This window comes from Halonotius sp. F2-221B, from assembly GCF_046719765.1.
Classification (GTDB): Archaea; Halobacteriota; Halobacteria; order Halobacteriales; family Haloferacaceae; genus Halonotius.
In genome coordinates this window covers 16,858-31,148 of sequence record NZ_JABEBY010000009.1, presented here as the reverse complement: position 1 = coordinate 31,148, position 14,291 = coordinate 16,858, and the positions used below count along the sequence as shown (strand labels likewise).

At 63.8% G+C, this 14,291-nt stretch carries 17 protein-coding genes and 1 other RNA gene; 12 read left to right on the top strand and 6 right to left on the bottom strand.

Going from position 1 to position 14,291, the window contains the following annotated elements; translation table 11 throughout:
• Positions 1 to 67: 67 nt before the first annotated feature.
• The 3 genes from HKK80_RS07855 to pdxS all read left to right on the top strand — a co-directional run bounded on the left by HKK80_RS07855 (position 68) and on the right by pdxS (position 1,807).
• On the top strand, positions 68 to 220 hold the full coding sequence (locus tag HKK80_RS07855; protein ID WP_006114452.1) for a hypothetical protein: 153 nt from the start codon (positions 68 to 70) through the stop codon (positions 218 to 220).
• Positions 217 to 618, top strand: a complete 402-nt coding sequence (locus HKK80_RS07850; protein ID WP_411799057.1) for a type II toxin-antitoxin system VapC family toxin — start codon at positions 217 to 219, stop codon at positions 616 to 618. Before HKK80_RS07855 ends, HKK80_RS07850 begins: the two co-directional genes overlap by 4 nt.
• A gap of 280 nt (positions 619 to 898) precedes the next feature.
• Positions 899 to 1,807 (top strand): pyridoxal 5'-phosphate synthase lyase subunit PdxS, encoded by a 909-nt coding sequence (pdxS, locus tag HKK80_RS07845; RefSeq protein WP_411799056.1) that lies wholly within the window; start codon positions 899 to 901, stop codon positions 1,805 to 1,807.
• Positions 1,808 to 1,910: 103 nt separating this feature from the next.
• On the opposite strand, the gene HKK80_RS07840 is transcribed toward pdxS, so the two are convergent.
• The 5 genes from HKK80_RS07840 to carA form a co-directional block, all read right to left on the bottom strand.
• Positions 1,911 to 2,786, bottom strand: coding sequence for a homoserine kinase (locus tag HKK80_RS07840; protein ID WP_411799055.1), 876 nt, complete (start codon positions 2,784 to 2,786; stop codon positions 1,911 to 1,913).
• Between the two features lie 89 nt (positions 2,787 to 2,875).
• A complete protein-coding gene (locus tag HKK80_RS07835; RefSeq protein ID WP_411799054.1) occupies positions 2,876 to 3,130 on the bottom strand; it encodes a hypothetical protein in 255 nt (84 codons plus the stop codon).
• Positions 3,131 to 3,215: 85 nt separating this feature from the next.
• Entirely contained in the window at positions 3,216 to 3,437 is a 222-nt protein-coding gene (locus HKK80_RS07830) for a hypothetical protein (protein ID WP_411799053.1), read from the bottom strand.
• A 96-nt stretch (positions 3,438 to 3,533) separates the two neighbouring features.
• Positions 3,534 to 3,926 carry a DUF5778 family protein gene (locus tag HKK80_RS07825; RefSeq protein ID WP_411799052.1) on the bottom strand — a complete coding sequence of 131 codons (393 nt, stop codon included), beginning with the start codon at positions 3,924 to 3,926 and terminating at the stop codon, positions 3,534 to 3,536.
• Positions 3,927 to 4,029: 103 nt separating this feature from the next.
• Positions 4,030 to 5,091: a glutamine-hydrolyzing carbamoyl-phosphate synthase small subunit gene (gene carA, locus HKK80_RS07820; protein WP_411799051.1), complete on the bottom strand. Its 1,062-nt coding sequence runs from the start codon at positions 5,089 to 5,091 to the stop codon at positions 4,030 to 4,032.
• A 96-nt stretch (positions 5,092 to 5,187) separates the two neighbouring features.
• On the opposite strand from carA, the gene HKK80_RS07815 reads away from it, so the two are divergent.
• From HKK80_RS07815 to HKK80_RS07790, 6 genes are all read left to right on the top strand, one after another.
• Positions 5,188 to 5,601 (top strand): Lrp/AsnC family transcriptional regulator, encoded by a 414-nt coding sequence (locus HKK80_RS07815; protein WP_411799050.1) that lies wholly within the window; start codon positions 5,188 to 5,190, stop codon positions 5,599 to 5,601.
• Positions 5,602 to 5,810: 209 nt separating this feature from the next.
• Entirely contained in the window at positions 5,811 to 6,347 is a 537-nt protein-coding gene (locus HKK80_RS07810) for a hypothetical protein (RefSeq protein ID WP_411799049.1), read from the top strand.
• Complete coding sequence (locus tag HKK80_RS07805) at positions 6,347 to 6,793, top strand: hypothetical protein (RefSeq protein WP_411799160.1); 447 nt, start codon at positions 6,347 to 6,349, stop codon at positions 6,791 to 6,793. The genes HKK80_RS07810 and HKK80_RS07805 overlap by 1 nt, the downstream gene beginning before the upstream one ends.
• 114 nt (positions 6,794 to 6,907) lie before the next feature.
• Positions 6,908 to 7,477, top strand: a complete 570-nt coding sequence (locus HKK80_RS07800; RefSeq protein WP_411799048.1) for an NUDIX hydrolase — start codon at positions 6,908 to 6,910, stop codon at positions 7,475 to 7,477.
• Positions 7,478 to 7,508: 31 nt separating this feature from the next.
• Positions 7,509 to 9,032: an Hvo_1808 family surface protein gene (locus tag HKK80_RS07795; RefSeq protein ID WP_411799047.1), complete on the top strand. Its 1,524-nt coding sequence runs from the start codon at positions 7,509 to 7,511 to the stop codon at positions 9,030 to 9,032.
• A gap of 54 nt (positions 9,033 to 9,086) precedes the next feature.
• The gene (locus HKK80_RS07790; RefSeq protein ID WP_411799046.1) at positions 9,087 to 10,259 is read left to right on the top strand and encodes a nicotinate phosphoribosyltransferase; all 1,173 of its coding nucleotides are present in this window, start codon (positions 9,087 to 9,089) and stop codon (positions 10,257 to 10,259) included.
• A gap of 17 nt (positions 10,260 to 10,276) precedes the next feature.
• On the opposite strand, the gene HKK80_RS07785 is transcribed toward HKK80_RS07790, so the two are convergent.
• Positions 10,277 to 10,879, bottom strand: coding sequence for a TIGR00296 family protein (locus HKK80_RS07785; RefSeq protein ID WP_120103433.1), 603 nt, complete (start codon positions 10,877 to 10,879; stop codon positions 10,277 to 10,279).
• Between the two features lie 117 nt (positions 10,880 to 10,996).
• Between HKK80_RS07785 and rnpB the strand changes: the two genes are divergently transcribed.
• From rnpB to pepF, 3 genes are all read left to right on the top strand, one after another.
• An RNA gene (gene rnpB / locus HKK80_RS07780) (RNase P RNA component) lies at positions 10,997 to 11,471 on the top strand.
• Positions 11,472 to 11,531: 60 nt separating this feature from the next.
• Positions 11,532 to 12,389, top strand: a complete 858-nt coding sequence (truA, locus tag HKK80_RS07775; protein WP_411799045.1) for a tRNA pseudouridine(38-40) synthase TruA — start codon at positions 11,532 to 11,534, stop codon at positions 12,387 to 12,389.
• Between the two features lie 24 nt (positions 12,390 to 12,413).
• On the top strand, positions 12,414 to 14,222 hold the full coding sequence (gene pepF, locus HKK80_RS07770) for an oligoendopeptidase F (protein WP_411799044.1): 1,809 nt from the start codon (positions 12,414 to 12,416) through the stop codon (positions 14,220 to 14,222).
• The last annotated feature ends 69 nt before the right edge of the window (positions 14,223 to 14,291 follow it).

Here is a 14,291-nt window from a genome sequence, read left to right as displayed (position 1 = left end):
GTTATCCTCTCATCACGGACAACGAGACCACCAGTAGTCTTTTGCGAGTTGGTGGGTAAGGTAAGGCATGAGTCTCACTTCGGACGATTTCGAGGAGTTTGTTTCCTCGGATCCCGATGATGACGAGACGGTTCCGCTCGGACAGGCACTCTCAGAGCTGGGACTCGATGTCGAGGTTGACTCTGTCGAAGCCGTTCGTGACGTCCGCGAACGGTTATGAGAGTACTCCTCGACACAAACGTTCTCGTCGCAGCCGTTACTCGGGATACCGATCGGTCTGACGAAGCAATCGAACTGCTTGATCAAGTCGACGACCCACTTGTTTCGGTTCTCAGCCTCATGGAACTGCGGAGTGTTCTGAGCAAAAAGAAACGGTTCGAACGGGATCGAATCGATGCCATCGAGAACCGAGTTACCGCTCGTATGACCGTGACTTTTCCTGACGCCTCCGATATGATGGCAGCGAACCGCCTCCAATCGGAAACGCTGTTGTACCCCATGGACGCGATGATCCTCTCGGCAGCCGACGCTGCCGACGCAACCCTCGTCTCGTTTGATTCAGAATTGGTCGAGCACGGTGCGGAACTCCCTCAACAACTGCTCGACGAGGACGTGTGAATCGGGACACCGCCGACACGCGAAGGACGTGACCTCCGCTTGATGTCCATGTTGCTCGACCGATCTTGTCTTGTGTTCATAACTTAAATACATCGCACTACTCATGCGCCAGATGTTCGGCAACGAGTAGCCGCCACGCCGATTTTCCGCCTCGATTTTCGCGCTGCTTCCGATCCACCACAGGGCTGAGCGACCGCGCTGTTCGCCGACAACCGCTTGTTTCAGTCGTCATACTCCCAAGAAAAGCACCCGTTAAGTGTGCTCGTCCCCAACAGTAACTATGTCGGAGGCAACCGATTTAGAGACGCTGCGCCGTGGTACGTCGTTGGTCAAACGCGGCTTTGCACAGATGCAGAAAGGCGGCGTCATCATGGATGTCGTCACCCGCGAACAGGCTCGTATCGCCGAAGATGCCGGCGCGGTCGCGGTGATGCATCTCGAATCCGTCCCCGCGGACATTCGCAAACGTGGCGGCGTCGCTCGCATGGCCGACCCCGGCGCGCTGGAGGAGGTCGCCGAGGAGGTCTCGATCCCGGTGATGGGGAAAGCCCGGATCGGCCACACCGCCGAGGCTCAGATTCTCGAAGCCGCAGGCGCGGACATGATCGACGAAAGCGAGGTACTCACACAGGCCGACGACCGGTACCATATCGACAAAACCGAGTTCACCGCGCCGTTCGTCTGCGGTGCCCGAAATCTCCCCGAAGCACTCCGGCGGATCGACGAGGGCGCGGCGATGATCCGCACCAAGGGCGAGGCTGGCACCGGCGACGTGAATCAGGCGGTCACCCACCAGCGCAACATCCAGCGATCGATCGGCAAGCTCACCGGGATGGCCCACGAGGAACGCGACGAGTGGGCCCGCGAACACGGTGCGCCGCGGGAGCTGACCCACGAGACCGCCGAGATGGGCCGGCTGCCGGTCGTCAACTTCGCTGCCGGCGGGATCGCCACGCCCGCCGACGCCGCGCTGATGATGCAGCTCGGCTGTGATGGCATCTTTGTTGGCTCAGGAATCTTCGGTGCCGAAAACCCCGAAGCGATGGGTACCTCGGTTGTCGCCGCGGTCAACAACTACGACGATCCCGAGGCCCTGAAAGAGATCGCCAAAGATCCCGGCAAGGGCATGCGTGGGCAGGCAAACGTTGACCTCGACGAGGACGAAAAGCTGCAGGGCCGCGGCGTCTGAATCGCAACAGCAACGTTGTTGACGCGCCGTTTTCGCCGTGCTGTTCGCTTTGTTCTCCCCTCGCTTCTGTTGACTCGTTTCTCAGTGACAACCACTGCATACGCTACAGAATCGTCGCACCGTCGCTCACCTGCGTCTGGTAGACGCGGGCGTCGACCTCGTGGTTCTCGAAGGCCGTCAACATCGCACTCCCAACCGCCCGCCGATCGCCCTCATGGCAGACCGCCAGCACCGACGGGCCGGCTCCGCTGACGGTGACGCCGGTCGCGCCGGCATCGATGGCGGCCTCGCGTACCGCGTCGTAGCCGGTGATCAACTCCGCGCGGGCGGGCGTCACCAGCGGGTCATCCATCCCGCGGCCGACGAGATCAGGGTCGCCGCGACACATCCCGACGGCCAGCGTCGCCGCGTTGCCGACGGTCTCGACGACCTCGCTCATCTGTGCGGTTTCGGGAACGACCCGGCGGGCATCCCGCGTCGAGACGGCGATCTCCGGCAGGCAGGCGACAAGCGAGATATCGGTGCTGACGGATTCGACCCCGTCGGCGGTGGCGATCGTGAAGCCGCCGAGGATCGATGGGGCGACGTTGTCGGCGTGGGCCGTCCCGGAGACGACAGCCTCGCCCTCGGCGGCGATCGGGACAAGTTCCTCCCGGGAGAGCCCGCGATCGTAGAGTTCGTTGAGCGCGACGGCCGCGCCGGCTGCCGACGCCGCCGAGGAGCCCAGCCCCGAGGCTGGCCGGACGCCTTTGTCGATCTCGATGTGGGCCGGCGCGTCTAAGGCGTCGACGACCGCGCCGACGGTGTTGCTGTCGGGGTCGGTCGGGATATACTGGCTGCCGACACCGGTGATCTCGATGGTCGTCCGCTCGGCGCGTTCGACCCGGATGATGTCGGCCGGCCGGTCGAAGGCGACGCCGAAGACGTCGAACCCGCTGCCGAGGTTCGCGCTCGTCGCCGGTGCCCGAACCGTAATCATGCGTTGGGGTTATCGCAGTCGCCCGAAAAAGGTAGCGAAGCCGGCCGCCGCCGGCCTGTGGCTGCCGTCGTGTGCATCGGCCCGCACCCTCACCCGCGGGCGGTGACGTAGATCATCGGGCCGATGACCAGCAGGGCGAGGCCAAGAAACAGATACGCCCGTGCGGATTCCATCAGCGATATCGGTGTCAACACGAATATCAATCCGAACAGGATCGTGTTGACACCGATCACCCGCTGTGATTTCAGTGGGAGCGCGCCAAGGGTCGTCAGGACGAACCCGAGCAGGAGGAACTGCCCAAGGTGGTAGTCGACCAGGATCGCGTCGATGAATAACGGCAGCATGCCTAGTAGGTGGTGTCGCTGAAACGCGCATTAAAGTTCCGTTCTTCGTCGCCACAAGATGGGGCTGCGGTCGTCTCTCCGCCTCTCACTCCGGGCCAGTAATGTCAAGCGGTCGAATCCAGCCATACCAGACGACGACAACCATCCCGCCGTAGCCGGCGATGTAGACCAACTCGCCAAGCGTCGTAAACCCGAGTTGACCGAGGCTCCACCGGGCGACCCCGGAGCCGGCGACACCCACGAGCAACACCGCCGCCAACAGCAGGGCATCCGTGCTGAGAAACTCTCGCAACGTCGTTGCTGCCATACCATCTGTTGGATCGCCAGCCTACTCAACCTCCCGGTTATCGTCGACACCCAGACCCCCTCCTCGGTCGTCGTCGACCGTGCCGTCGGCGATCGACTACGGGACCGGCGTCACCGACAGGCCGCGGTCTTCTATCGCTTCGATGATCGCCTCGTGATCCGCGGTCGCCTCGTAGTAGAAGACGAGCTGAAACCGGCCGTCCCGCAGCAGTTGCTGGCACTCCCAGACGAACTCGTCGTCGTCCAGCGTGCGCCCGTGGAACTGATTCGAGGCGAACTCGGGGTCGTCGTTGCCGGCGTAGATGTAGCTCTCGCCCTTGTTGGTGTGGTCGGCGATCACGTCGTTGAGATCGACAGTGAGCTCCTGCATTTCGAGATCCTCCTCGCCCGAGAGGTCGGTGTGGACAATTACACCAACCAGTTCGATGTCGCCGGGTTCCAGTAGTGCCTTGGTTCGCTCGTAGAGATCCTGATCGAGCACGTCAGCCATGATAGCGAGAGGTCGGTCAGCAAGCAGTAAACGACTGCCGATTTTCGGTCGGCGGTGATTGATTCGAGCCGGTCGCTCCCCGGGGCCGCTTCGACGCCGCGCCTCAGTCGGCGGTGACGGCCGACTGCTGATCGACCATCGCCAGCACGTCGTCAAAGAAGCCAAGCGAGTCATGTGGGCCAGGGTTGGCCTCGGGATGGTACTGACGGGTGATGATGCCGCGCTCGTCGTCGGCCAGCCCCTCGGCGGTGTCGTCGTTGACGTTCCGCTGCGTAACCTCGAGGTCGCCTGGATCGGAGACGGTGTAGCCGTGGTTCTGGGTCGTCATCACGACCTGATTGCTTTCGAGATCGATCACCGGTTGGTTGACGCCGCGGTGGCCGAAGGCCATCTTCTCGGTGTCGCCGCCAAAGGCGCGGGCGACGATCTGCTGGCCGAGACAGATGCCGGCGATCGGCACCTCGCCGGCGAACTCCTCGACCAGCGACTGGGCGTTCTGGAAGTTTGCGGGGTCGCCCGGCCCATTGGAGATAAACAGCACGTCAGGGTCGAGTTCGCGGATCTCCTCGGCGGAGATCTGACACGACAGCACGTGGACGTCCGCGCCGCGGTCGGTCAGTGAGTCGATGATCGACCCCTTCGCGCCACAGTCGATGAGTGCCACGTCGGCCTCGCCGCCGCCGCGGTGGACGGTCGGCTCAGGTGTGGTGACCTGCTGGCCGATCTCGGTGTGGTCGCTCATCTCCTTGCACTCGGCGAGTTCGGCCTTGGCGTCCTCGGGGGTCACGTCCTCGCCGGCGGCGATCCCGCATTTCATCGCACCGTCTTCGCGGATGGAGGTAACGAGATCCCGCGTCTCGATGTGATCGATTGCGGGGACACCCTCGGATTCAAACCATGTCGCCATCTCGTCGGTGAACTCGCGGGCGATGGCGGCACGCGGGTGGATGCGACTGGACTCGAAGCGGTCGGCCCGGACGCCGTAGTTGCCGATCAACGTGTAGGAGAAGGTGAGCACCTGCTCCTCGTAGGAGGGATCGGTGAGGCTTTCCTCATAGCCTGTATAGGCGGTTGTAAACACCAGTTCGCCGCGGGTGGTGCCCGGTGCGCGACAGCGCGCCTCCAGCACGCGACCGTCGGCCAGGGCGATGTAGGCGTCTGACATTACGAGATACGTATCGACCGTCGCTAATAAGTGCGTCGTTCGAAGGTTCGTTACGAAATTCGTAATCGGTAAGGGGCTGCCGGCGCATCTCACGGCATGGACGATCTCGACCGACAGATCCTCTCGATCCTGCGGCGGGACGCCCGGACGCCCTACACCGAGATCGCCGACGAGATCGGCACCTCGGAGGGCACCGTGCGCAACCGCGTCGATCGCCTCACAAGCGAGGGGATCATCGAGCGGTTCACTGTCACCACCCAGACCGGGAACGTGAAGGCGATGATCGAGGTCTCGGTCGATATGAACGTCACCACCAGCGAGGTCTCCGAGCGGATGGCCGACTGGGAGGAGGTTGATTTCGTCTGGCAGGTCTCAGGGGAAGATGATATTGTGCTCGTCGTCGACTGCGTCGACACGCAGGCGGTCAACGACCTGATCAGCCAGGCCCGCGAGCTAGAGGAGGTCAAAGGGACAAAAACGCGGCTGATCCTCGATGAACGGCTCGGATAGATCGCCACAAAACAATTTTGTCAGCTTCCGGCTATCTCGTGTTATGAGCGATGAGGAAGACGACGACAACGAATCGCGATCGTGGTACGAGTGGGTGTTCGATGCGATTCTCGAACTGCTGAGTCTGTTTTAGATCGGTTTCGAACTATTTTCTCGATATAGCTTGAGCGACCTCAATCTATATGGAGTTCGCCCCCGAACAGCTATCTATGACCGCAGCGTCCGGCGACGAATCGCTGGTGGCCCAACAGACGACCGGCGAGGATCGCGTTCACATGGTTGCCACACAGCTGTCGGAACCCCGAACCGCCAACTGGATCGCCGACGAGGCCGACTGGTCTCACGAGCCGACAACGCGCGTCCTCCAGCGACTCGTCGATGACGGCGTCGTTCGCTGCGACGACAGCGGCCCGCATGCGACCTACTATCCCGAGTATCGACGGCAAGCGATTCAGGAGGCGATGGCGATCCGCGACAGTGGCCAGTCCGCCGAGGCAGTTACGGAGACGCTGACAGAATTGAAATCACGCGTGCGAGCGTGGGAGGCTGAGTTCGATGTCGACTCGCCGACCCAGCTCCGTGCGACTATCGCCGACGACGATCTCGATCCCGAGGCTGAACAGCGACGCGCCGAGATCGCCCGCGAGTGGGCACACACCCAGCGACGGATTCGGATCGTCGGCTTCGCCCTCCGCGAATGGGAGTTCCTCGCGCCGACGACCGACGACCCGGCGGCGACGGGGTGATGTCGGTTCCGCATCCGGGCAGTGATCCGAACGCCCGACTGTATGCCCAACTCAAACGCGACGTGTTAGATCGGGTGCCACAGATCACGAGCGTCGCGTTCGTGCCGAACCGAATCGAGGCGAGCCAGCTACACGCGAGGTTCGGGCCGGATCGCCTCACACCACCGACAGGCCCCGATCCGCCGGAGCTCGAAATCGCGTGGTACCGCCAAACGCCACGCGATTGGTTTCGCGTCGATTACGGGGATCCCAACACGGGATTTCACGCTGGCTGGCATCAGGACGAATCACATCCCGATCTCGGGCCGGCACATTTCCAGTACACGACAGACGGCGAGACGACACGCCACACAGTCACCTTCGACCACGAGACGCCATCGCTGCTGCTCTGGGAGATCATCGAACGGTTGCTCTCGACCGTTCACCCGACACACCACCCACAGTGATCCGGCGACACCAATTACAGATTCTGTAGCACAGCCGAGCGAACAGGATCGCAACCCGATGTTGACCGACGCGGTATCGAACCCTTATTGACCCCGCTGTGTGCATACCAACCTATGAGTGCTGACGACGCCGGCGACGACCGCCATGAAAACGCCGGCCAGGACGTGATCGCCGTCGACGCCGACGACACCGAACAGGAGCTTGTCAACCGCCTCGACGCCCACACCGGCGATGGGATCCGCCATCGGGCGTTTACCTGCCTCGTCTTCGACGGCGAGGGGCGGCTCCTGCTCGCCCAGCGCAGCCCCGAGAAACGCCTCTGGGATACCCACTGGGACGGCACCGTCGCTTCCCACCCCGTTGAGGGCCAAAGCCAGGTCGACGCGACGATCCAGCGACTCGAAGAGGAGCTTGGCGTCACCCCCGATCAGTACGACGAGGTCGAACTCACCGACCGATTTGAGTACAAACGCTACTACGAGAACGCCGGCGTCGAGTGGGAGGTCTGTGCTGTCCTGCAGGTGACGCTCGAAGACACGACGCTCGATCCCAACGAGGAGGAGATCGGCGGCCTGCTGTGGGTCGACTACGATCACCTCCACGAACACCCCGAATGGTACCGCCAACTGCGGCTCTGTCCGTGGTTTGAGATCGCCATGCGCCGGGATTTCGCCGCCGAGTAACGTTCTTGACGCACGCCCGTCTGTGATCGGTATGGATCGCCGCGGTCGATCGCTGCTGGTCGTTGCCCTCGTCGTTCTCGCCATCAGTGCTGTTGTTCCAGCGACGGCAGCGGCAACAACACCTGCGACAACGACAGCAACCTCGCCGGCGACGACGCCAACCAACCACTCCACAAACACGAGCCTCGGCTGTGTCGATGGGATCTGTCATGACGATCCGATCAATGTCACACAGGTCGACGGGCTGGATGACGCCGAACGCGACCGGCTGCTGGCCCGCTCGATGGCACGCGTCGAGTACCTCCGCGGCGAACCCTTCACCGAGTCAGTGCCGATCCGCGTTGTCGACAGCGAAACCTTCGGCCGCGAGCAGCTGACAGCCAACGATTCAGACCCGCGATTCGCACGCTGGAACGATCAGGTCTGGAAGGCGCTGTTCATCGTCGGCGACAACACCAGCACGCAGACGGCGATCACCGACACGCTGACCGGCTCGGTCAACGGGCTCTACAGCCCGAGGCGGGATGAGATCGTCATCGTCGCCGACGACCCCGCTGCCCCGCGGATCAGCGAGGCGACGCTGATCCACGAGCTGACCCACGCCCTGCAGGATCAACGCCACGACCTCACCAGCCCGCGGTTCAGCGGCGACACGCAGGATGCCGATCTGGCGGTCACCGGCCTCTATGAGGGCGAAGCTGGCTACATCGAAGCCCTGTACAGACACCGCTGTGACGATGACCGCTGGCGGTGTCAGCGAGCCTCGCCGACCAGCGGCGAGGGCGGGGCGAGCAACCGCGGCATCCTCACGGTCGTCCTCCAGCCGTACGCCGACGGCCCGGGCTACGTCCACGAGATCGTCACCACCGAGGGGTGGGCGGGTGTCGACGAGCGGATGACCGACCCCCCGACGACGACAAGCGAGATCATCCACCGCGAACCGATCGACCCCCAACCGGTCGACCCGCCGTCGACGGCGACCGCCGGCTGGCAACGCTACACCGAGCCGGGCCGCAACGGAACGGAGGTCGCCGGTGAGGCGTCGATCTTCGTCATGTTCTGGTATCAGGCGACGACCGCCGGGGCCGACACCGTCGATCCGGGCACGCTGTATGAATCCGAGGGCGAGTACGACAGCCGAACCTACAGCGCGCCACCCTCCGACGGCTGGGCCGGCGACGCGCTCGTTCCCTACCGGCGTGGCGACGATGACGGCCACGTCTGGACAACCGAATGGGAGACGGCCGCCGATGCCGCCGAGTTCCACCGCGCCTATACAGCGATTCTCACGGCGCGCAACGCAACTGAAACCGATCCCGGGATCTACGAGCTTGACGACGACCGCTTTGCTGGCGTCTACGGGGTCGAACGCGACGGCACCCGGGTACGGATCGTCCACGCGCCGACGACCGACGGGCTCCGAGAGCTCGCACCTGGGCTCACACCGTCGGCGACGACCGAGCAGATCCCTGGCTTCGGCATCGCTGGCGCGCTGCTCGCGCTGCTCGCCGTTGGGTGGGGACTCGCGTGGTCGGCCACACGACCGCGAGACTGACGACAGCGACCCGCGGGCCACCGGGCTTTTTGTGACCGCCGCCGAAGCCGGGCTATGCGCGACCTCGATTTCGATATCATCTCACCCGAGGCGATCCACAGCGGCCGGGCGACCGACGCCTACTTTGAGCGCACCGAGGCCGCGCTCACCCACGCCGACCGCAACCCACATGTCGTCGCCGAGGTGACCGCCGACCAGTTTCCGACCGGCGAGTTCGAACTGCTCGCGGGCGTCAAAGATGCGGCTGCACTGTTGGCCGACCACGCGGTCGATGTCGACGCGATCCCGCCGGGCCGCTGTTTCGACGGCGGGCCAGTCATGCGGATCGAGGGGCCGTATCTCGACTTTGCTCGGCTGGAAACCTCGCTGCTCGGCTTTCTGTCACACGCGTCGGGGATCGCCACCGCCGCCCGACGCGTTCGGGCGGCCGCACCTGACTCGCCGGTGTTGTCGTTCGGGGCGCGACACGTCCACCCCTCGATCGCCGCGGTCGTCGAGCGATCCGCGCTGCTGGCCGGCGTTGATGGCTTTTCGCATGTTGCCGCCGGCGATGTCATCGACCGTGAGGCCAGCGGGACGATGCCACACGCCCTCCTGCTGTGTTTCGGTCGCGGCGAGCAGGAAGCCGCCTGGCGGGCCTTCGATGCCGCTGTCGGCGAGGAGACTCAACGGATCGCGCTCTGTGACACCTTCAGCGACGAGGTCGACGAGTCGCTTCGGGCGGCCGACGCCCTCGGCGACGCCCTTGACGGCGTCCGGCTCGATACGACCGGCTCCCGTCGCGGTAAATTCCGCCATATCATCCGCGAAGTCCGGTGGGAACTCGACGCCGCCGGCTACGAAGATGTTGATATCTTCCTCAGCGGCGGGCTCGGCGTCGACGACCTTCGGGAGCTACGCGACGTTGCCGATGGGTTCGGGGTTGGCAGTACGATCTCGAATGCCGACCCAGTTGATTTTGCCCTCGACATCGTCGAAGTCGACGGCGAGGCGATCGCGAAACGCGGGAAGCTCTCGGGCGTAAAATCGGTGTATCGGACGGCCGACGGCGGCCACCATATCGGCCACCGGGGCGGCGACCCGCCGGCCGACGGCGAGCCGCTGTTAGAGCCGCTCATCCGCGATGGCGACGTTGTCGACGACTTCGATCTCTCGCTGTCGGGAGCCACCGAGCGGGCAGCGCGTGACGCGTCGCTGGTCGGATTTGGTCGGACAGACCGTTTGTAGCACGTTGCGTCGTGCAGTTAGAGTGCTTCGACGCTGCCGCCGTCAGGCCGCTCGCGGAAGACTTGACCTTCGAAAAGGGTGATCATCGTGTCGTCGTCCTGCCAGGCAACCGGGGAGACATTCGCCTTCTTGCAGACCAAGGAGAGATACTTTTCTTTGCTCCAGTTTTGCTCAACGGGGAGTGTCGGGTAGAGCCACGCGTGGTCGTTGCCGGTGTCGAGGGCGACGCCGTGGGTGCCGAGTTCGATATCCTCGATGGGATCGTTTGTCAGGAGGGTGTTGCTGACAACACAGACCGAAATCGAGAGATCAGAGAGCTCCTTTGCGCCGATCTCCGAGCCCGCCGAATCCGACGAGGCGGCCTGGATCGCCGCGTCGACGATGGCGTGGCCGAGCTGGTCGTCGGTGCGATAGGCACCGGCACAGCCGCGGAGTTGTCCTCGTCCTCGTGTTGACTGGATGCGGACGAACGCCCCGGTTCGGGCATAGAAGGCATCTCGCATACTTCCGGGGTGTTCCCGTTGGCCATGAAGAACGTACGATTCGACTGCTTCTCGTGCAAGCTCGACCGCTCGTGCGCCGTCATCATAACTCAGCTGAACGGTCTGTGCCTCGGACATAGACGTACTCATGAGGGCTGCCGACTTCAATTCTTCCCATTCGTTGTGGATGGATCGGGATCGACGACCAACCGCCCCACCGAACCGTTTATCCGACCGCTGAGCCGATATCAATCGGGTAGAGAGAGCCCGATCCCCGTGGCGCGGTGCCAGCGGGCACCCATGCGGTGCCAGCGGGCACCCCCATGAGGAAAGTCCCCCCACCGTTCGGACAGGTGACCGGGCGCAAGCCCGGAGTCGGAGACGGCTGGCGCTGAAACAGCAACGAGACCCCCTGCCCTGACCGATGAGACGCGCGAACCGACCCGTAAGGGAAGGGAGCTAACCCGTCGAGGGCGTGGTGCTATGCACCACGTTATTGCGAGCGGCGAAGCCGCGAGGGCTGCGATGGCATCGCCATCGAACCATCGTAGGCATCGCCTACCAGACGGGCAGGAACGGATGGAACGGTGAATCCTCACCGGTGCAAGGTCGCGTCAGGCGGCCGACCGGCCACGCGGTGTGGTCGCCGGCCGCCGAGGTAGTCCGAACACGACGCGGCTGCTTAGCCGAATGTCGGGTCGAAACAGAAGGGGGCTTACTCCTCTCAACCCGGTTACGTCGCTGAGCGACAGGTGAACCCTTTTCGCCGCCGCGGTGGAACGAACAGCCGATGCGAGCGTTCCGTCTTGCCTACGACGGCCGCCCGTTCTACGGCTTTCAGCGACAGCCGTCGGTGCCGACCGTTGAGGGCGCGCTATTCGACGCCCTCCGGGAGCTGTCGATCCTCCCACCCGAAGCCGACAAACCGACCGGCTACGCTGCCGCAGGCCGCACCGACGCCGGCGTGTCAGCGGTCGCCCAGACAGTCGCTTTCGAGTGCCCAGCGTGGCTGTCGCCGCGCGCGCTTAACAGCGAGCTGCCGGCGACGATCAGAGCGTGGGCGAGTGCCGACGTTGCCGACGACTTCCATGCGACCCACGATCCGGTGCGACGCGAGTACGTCTATCACCTTTACGCACCCCAAGAAGTCGGCGACACCGGCCGAACGCTCGATGGCCGCTCCACCATCGACGATGACCGCGCTGCCGAGGCGGTCGACGCGCTCAACGGCCACCACGATTTCCACAATCTGACGCCCGACGACACCGGCACCGACCGCGACCTCACCGCCACGCTTGACCGGGACGGCGATGTGTTGGTAGTCACCATCGCTGCCGGCGGCTTCCCGCGCCATTTCGTTCGGCGGTTTATCGCTGTCGTGCAGGCTGTCGGCAGCGGCAGCAAATCGCTGGCGTGGATCGAACAACTGCTCGGCGATGATCCGGTCGACCCACGACCACAGACGGCGTCGCCCGAACCACTGGTGTTGTCGGCGGTCGAGTATCCCGGAATCGACTTCGAGTGCGATCCCCACGCCACCGCCAGCGGCGTTGCGGCCTTCGGCGAACGCGCGCTGGATGCGTTCGTCGGTCACCGCGTTAGCACGACGCTGGCTGATCATCTCGACGACGCGGAGGACAAGCTTTAGGCGCGCTGTCGGCCACCTTCCTGTATGAGTACGGTACCCGAGCGATCCGATATCGCCGAGGAGCACAGATGGGCACTCGGATCGATCTTCGAGTCTGACGATGCGTGGGCCGAACACTTCGAGACCGTCTCCGGGCGGATCGAGGAGCTGGCCGCCTACGAGGGCCGGGCCACCGAGAGCCCCGAGACACTGCTGGAACTGTTGGAACTCCGCGAGGAGATCATGCGCGAGGTCGCCCAGCTGTCGGTCTATGCGAACCTGCGATCCAGCGAGGATACCCGGAATCAGGAGTATCAGGCCCTCTCGGGAAAGGCCGAAGCCCTCTCCTCGGAGGCCTCCAGCGCGACCTCCTACATCGAGCCCGAGCTACAGGAACTGACGGAGGACGACATCGAGCAATTCATCGACGAGGTGCCGGCCCTCGCCGAATACGAGCAGTTCTTCGATGACGTGCTCCGTGGGAAGCCCCACACGCGCTCGAAGGAAGTCGAGGAGCTGCTGGCGGAGCTGGGCGAGGTCACCTCATCGCCGAGTGAGATCTACTCGATGCTGTCGAACGCCGATATGGAGTTCCCGACCGTCGAGGATCCCGACGGTGAGGAGATTGAAATCAGCCAAGCCAATTTCACCACGCTACAGAAACACGAGAACCGCGCCTTTCGCCAGCGGGTGCATGAGGCCTACTACGACGAGTGGGAGACTGTCCGCAACACGGTCGGCACGTCGCTGAAAAAGCAGGTTCGCAAGGACGTGAAGGTCGCTCGCGCCCGGAACTACGAGACCGCCCGCGAGGCCGCCCTCGACGGGCCGAACGTCCCGGTCGAGGTCTACGACACACTTGTTGAGACGGTTCACGACAACCTCGATTCTCTCCATCGCCACGCCGAGATCAAACGCGACGCCCTCGGTGTCGATGACCTCCAGATGTGGGATCTTTACACCTCGATCACCGGCGAAGAGGGGCCGGATGTCGAATACGAACAGGCGAAAGAGTGGATCATCGAGGCGGTCGAACCGCTGGGTGAGGCCTACCGCGACCGACTGGCTGAGGGGCTCGATAGTCGCTGGGTCGATGTGTATGAGAATCGCGGCAAACGCTCCGGCGCGTTCTCCTCGGGCACCTACGACACCCAGCCGTTCATCCTCATGAACTACCAGGACGACATCTCCTCGATGTTTACGCTGGCCCACGAGCTGGGCCACTCGATGCATTCGGAGTTGGCACAGGAGGCCCAGCCGTGGCACGACGCAAGCTATGAGATCTTCGTCGCCGAGGTCGCCTCGACGGTCAACGAGACGCTGCTCACCCAGCACCTGCTTGAGACCGTCGACGACGACGAACTTCGGCTGCACGTCCTTGACGAGTACCTCGAACGGTTCCGGTCGACGCTCTACCGGCAGACCATGTTTGCGGAGTTCGAACAACAGATCCACGAACGCGCCGAGAACGACGAGCCGTTGACGCCGGACGTGTTCGACGAGCTCTACGGTGGGCTCAAGACCGACTACTACGAGCCGGCTGTCATCGACGACCGCATCCAGCGCGAGTGGCAGCGGATTCCGCACTTCTACTACAACTTCTATGTCTACCAGTATGCGACCGGCATCTCCGCGGCGGTCGCCATCGTCGACCGGATTCTCGGCGATTCAGCTACCGACGCAGTCGACGAGTCGGCGGCCGCCGACTACCGCGAGATGCTGGCCGCCGGCGGTAGCGTCTACCCGATCGAGGCGCTCGAACTCGCCGGCATCGATATGACCAGTGTCGACCCCATCGAGTCAGCTCTCGGCGTCTACGACACGTATCTCGACCGGATCGACGAGCTTCGTTGAGACGGTCACTCGGTGTGGCTGACAGGAACCGTGGTACCACGGCACATTCCCCGCGACCCAAAGGCACAT